Here is a 4,441-nt window from a genome sequence, read left to right as displayed (position 1 = left end):
AAGGGTCGCTTGTCGACTTGCATTGCCCTTGACCTAGCCTATAAACACAAGACACTTTTGCAACGAAGTTGCAACCCTAGGTTGCAACTTCCTGGCATCGCCAAGTGAAATAAAAATTTTGGTTGAGCTTTTTTAAAAGATCATGGGTGTGCGAAGCGAGGGCAAAGCCCTATTTATTATCATTTTCAAATTTAACCCCTCTCAGCCCTTCTGTAATCATCTGGAGGATTGAGAGGGGTTTACCCACCCTTATAGGTGCTTAATTGCCTTTATGAGTCCTTTAAATAGGCTTTTAAATACTGTCTAACTATTTCATTCAATTCTTTTTTTAGATTTTTATTCTTTTTGAGTAATTGACTTTCTTCTTTTGTGATTTTTATGGAGTATACAAACTGTTTGGACCTGCTCCCTCTTTCCATATTTTACCACCCCGTATACTAAAGTATACTTCATTTTTTTTGAGTATACTAGCGTATACTTTTGGGGTCTGGGACACAGTCCCAGTTCTAAGAAACTTACGTTTCTTAGAAGATATAAGAGGGAAATTTAAAAGAATGTAGTAATTTCAACGGTTTCCAGATTTCTTATTTATCATACTGTGATAAATATATTTATCATTAGCTATGATAAATATATGATAACATTAGCGTCATTTTTGTATTGACTTCTATCATTCTACTTGGTATTATTACCTAAAATGATAAGAGTACTATCATAAATGATAAATATAGTAATCATATGGTGATAAATAAGAAAAGTAAAGAGGGATAAAATGAGTGAATTAAGAATAGGAGAAAATAGAGATATTCAAAATCCTAATTTAATGACATTTGAGGAACGTAAAAAGCAATTAGAAGAAGAAGAAAAACAAGAAGAAGAAAGACGTAAAAGAGAAAAAAAAAGTCCTTTTGATAATTTTGTTCAAATGAATAAAGATTATTATAAAGCTGAAGATTGGTTAATGGCAAAATCACCAATTGCTTATCGTATACTTAAATTTTTAATTAATAACATGGATGGTTATAACGCAGTTGTATGCTCATATAAATTACTTCAAGAATATTTCAGTGTTAGTCAAGTTACTGTTGCTAGAGCAGTTAAATTACTAAAAGAAAAAAAATATATCAAAGTCTATAAATCTGGCACTTCAAATGTTTATGCAGTTAACAAAGAAATAGCATGGAATAGTTGGGGAACAAATTATAAGTATGCTAGGTTTGGAGCAAACATTATTATTTCAGAAAATGAACAAGAAAAACCAGAAATTAAGGCAGTTAAAACAAAAGAAGTTGTAATAAAAAAATAAAGTTGTATTTTATTAGATCAAGAGAACAAAAACAATAAAGGTGAAACTAATGAAAATTAAAATTAAAGGTGTAACACCTCAAAATATAACAACAACAATCCAAGGAATTATTGATTAATTTCAAGTAGATATGCATGAGGCAAATATTTATATTAAGTTTTCTAAAAATGGAGTTCCGGTAGTTTTTGTTGATGAAGAAAATTATGAAGAACTTTTGGTAAGTAGAGAATTAAATCCTCAAAAAGAATATCCAACAATGAAGTTGAATTTTGGGAAATTTATAACTGAGAAAGAACAAGAAAAATATTTGTTAGAATAAGAAAACAAAACACATTTAAGATTTCAAGAAATAGTACGTATTAAAAAAATAGATCATTTAACCATTTGTAAAATTAATGATAACTTCAAAATATTTACGACTTCTAAAAAACCTTCTTTTTCTTTTTTTTAATAAAAAAGAAAAAGAAGGATATAAAATTTCTTTAATAATTAAACATGATAATAATAGAAAGTTTTTAGATGAATTAAAGTTAAAATTTAAAGAAGAAAACAAAGAAATAAAAAGAGGTCCTTATCCTATATTTAAATTAAACTTAGATAATTTAGAATTTATTAAATCTCAATCTGAAGTAATTTTTTCTTTTGATAATAATTAAATTAATTAAAAAAAAGAGTTATGTAATTAACTCTTTTTTTATTCGAATCCAGAAGATTTCAATCTACCATTTCATTACTTAAGTTTATTTCATTTTTTATTAAATAAACTACTTCCCAAAAACCATTTTTATTATTTGATCTATACCAAGTTTTAAATATAAAGTTTCTATTTTCTTTATATTTTTCATCAAATTCACCTAATGATAGATCATCAACATTTGTTAAATATTCAATTCCTAGATTATATCCAAAAACTTTGAATAAATCACTTTGAATAGTTTCAGATATTGTTGTATATTTTATTGATGAATTGTATGGTGATTGTATGCGAACTTTCCAGCAATCATAAGCTTTGGTTAAAAATCTTCCGCTAGCCCAATGACGAAAATTATACTTGTATTGTTCGCTATCTAAAACTACATATCCTGAATGAGCTTTTTTAGGTTTTAAGCCTCTTTTAGAATTTGCATATTCTTTGTTTATTCGAAGTATATTAGCATTTAAATCATTAAGTCTATTTATTTCATTTTTAGCTTTATTAAATTCACTTTGAAAAGCTTCTACAACCTTTTTAGCATTTTCTTTTTCATCTGATACTATCTTATTAGTTTTTAGCTTATACATTTCAATTTCTACTTTTGATTTTTCTTTTATTTCTCTTGCTTCATTTTGAGCATATAAAAGATCTCTTTTCATTTCTTCGTACTCATAAACTGTCATTATTATATGGGTTGCTGGTTTATCTAATTTTTCTTTACTATAGCCTGTAAAACTTTTTACAACTCGCTCCATAAAGATCTACCCCCTTATATAGTATTCAGCTATAACACTTATTCTATTATGGCCTAAAGCTTCACTAGCAATTTTCATAGCTTTTTTATCATACCAAGTTCCCTTCAATTCTCCACGACAACAATAACGTTCTGATGGATCAAGAGAACTTATATCACGCTCATAAAATTTATATACTGTTGTACAATAATGACTTCTATAAGAATGTATATCTGCTCCATTTGGTATCTTATTAAATACCTTATTAATTCCTACCGATTTCATTTTATTAACTACAAGTTGAATATCTCCAACAACTGGACTTTCTCTATACCTTCCACCCTTTGAACCTACATCAACTCTTATATAATATTGACCATCTTTTTGAATAAGCTTATCCCCTGTTAAAGCTTTTACTTCTGCACGTCTCAATCCAGTACTTTTACAAAAGTCTACAAGTTCTTTATTTCTAGCTTCTGAAAAATTTTTATCTCGAACCTTTTCTCCTCTAGATCTTGTTATATCTGCCCTATGTCTTACATCAGTTTTTATAAAATCCTTTGTACTACATCCATACATTTTTGCAAGTGCTGAAGCTTCTAACTTTTGAGTATAAGCCGATAAACCTTTTTCCGAACGACTTTTAATCCATTCATTAATATGTGGTCTACATTCATCTAAAGTTCTTGCTCCATATTTCTCTTTACAGTAAGCCGTAAAATAATTGCAATGTTTCATGTAAGATCGATAAGTTTCCCACGAATAAATCTTATCTTGAGTTATACCTTTTATTTTATCTAAATGCTTTGATTGTCCTATAGCTAATTTATCATCCAAAGTAACTTGAATTTGTCTAGTTAAAGAGCCTATTTTTTCTCGATTACGAGCCATAAAATGCCCCCTTGATTTCAATTTTGTTAAAGTAAATACGTAGCCAATTTAATTTATACAATACAGGCAATCGTATTGTTTATAGCTTATCCACCTTTTTTCAATTCAAAAGATTAACTTTACAAATTGAAAATTGGATAAAATGCGCTCAAAAGATTACTAGCATTTAAAAATTACGATAAGGCTAGATTAATTTATTTTCGGCTTCAACAAGGTTTACTAATTCCGAAAATTACAGCCTCATTAATCTAGAAAAGTTAAAAGATAAAGTATTAATTAAATAATACAAAAATCAAATAACCAAAAGGCAATATAAAAATTAAAAAACAATAAATTAATTATACAAAGATATAGATGAAAAATCAACGATGTCCGTTTACTCATAGATTTTTTTACCCTAATAAGGGATAAAATCCATGAGTAACCGTCATCGTTAAGTGAGAACTACTTGATAGTTTTCTATAGGCGTTCCCCCCACTTCGTTCCTCCCAAAGCTTTTTAAAAAAAGCTTCACCAAAAACTTTTACACTTGCTGTTGGCAGGAAGTTGCAACCCCGAGGTTACAACTTCGTTGCAAGAGTTTTAGTCGCTTCATTCTATCAAGGTAGTATTTAAAAATTTCTTATGTCAGCCCAAGATCCATTTGAAAAATGGAATGTGCAGCCAACGAAGTTTTTAAATCTCCACCTTGATTTCATTCTCGCTTTATATAAATTAAGTCCCCACTTTCAACTAGGTCAAGGGTCGCTTGTCGACTTGCATTGCCCTTGACCTAGCCTATAAACACAAGACACTTTTGCAACGAAGTTGCAACCC

6 protein-coding genes are annotated in these 4,441 nt (G+C 28.7%); 3 read left to right on the top strand and 3 right to left on the bottom strand.

The window, feature by feature from the left end:
* Positions 1-269: 269 nt before the first annotated feature.
* Positions 270-419 carry a hypothetical protein gene (locus tag NNC19_RS23170; protein WP_310941057.1) on the bottom strand — a complete coding sequence of 50 codons (150 nt, stop codon included), beginning with the start codon at positions 417-419 and terminating at the stop codon, positions 270-272.
* Positions 420-772: 353 nt separating this feature from the next.
* Here NNC19_RS23170 and NNC19_RS23165 point away from each other — a divergent pair, with 353 nt between their 5' ends.
* From NNC19_RS23165 to NNC19_RS23155, 3 genes are all read left to right on the top strand, one after another.
* On the top strand, positions 773-1,306 hold the full coding sequence (locus NNC19_RS23165) for a winged helix-turn-helix domain-containing protein (protein ID WP_310941056.1): 534 nt from the start codon (positions 773-775) through the stop codon (positions 1,304-1,306).
* A gap of 130 nt (positions 1,307-1,436) precedes the next feature.
* Complete coding sequence (locus NNC19_RS23160; protein ID WP_310941055.1) at positions 1,437-1,625, top strand: hypothetical protein; 189 nt, start codon at positions 1,437-1,439, stop codon at positions 1,623-1,625.
* Between the two features lie 76 nt (positions 1,626-1,701).
* A complete protein-coding gene (locus NNC19_RS23155; protein WP_310941054.1) occupies positions 1,702-1,962 on the top strand; it encodes a hypothetical protein in 261 nt (86 codons plus the stop codon).
* Between the two features lie 58 nt (positions 1,963-2,020).
* Here the strand turns inward: NNC19_RS23155 and NNC19_RS23150 are convergent, their stop codons facing one another.
* Complete coding sequence (locus NNC19_RS23150; RefSeq protein ID WP_310941053.1) at positions 2,021-2,755, bottom strand: hypothetical protein; 735 nt, start codon at positions 2,753-2,755, stop codon at positions 2,021-2,023.
* A gap of 6 nt (positions 2,756-2,761) precedes the next feature.
* Positions 2,762-3,625: a hypothetical protein gene (locus NNC19_RS23145; protein WP_310941052.1), complete on the bottom strand. Its 864-nt coding sequence runs from the start codon at positions 3,623-3,625 to the stop codon at positions 2,762-2,764.
* Positions 3,626-4,441: the final 816 nt, after the last annotated feature.

It is taken from the genome of Clostridium sp. SHJSY1 (assembly GCF_031626875.1).
GTDB lineage: Bacteria > Bacillota > Clostridia > Clostridiales > Clostridiaceae > Clostridium.
Note: the sequence above shows the minus strand (reverse complement) of the source record. Positions and strands in the feature narration are given on the sequence as shown.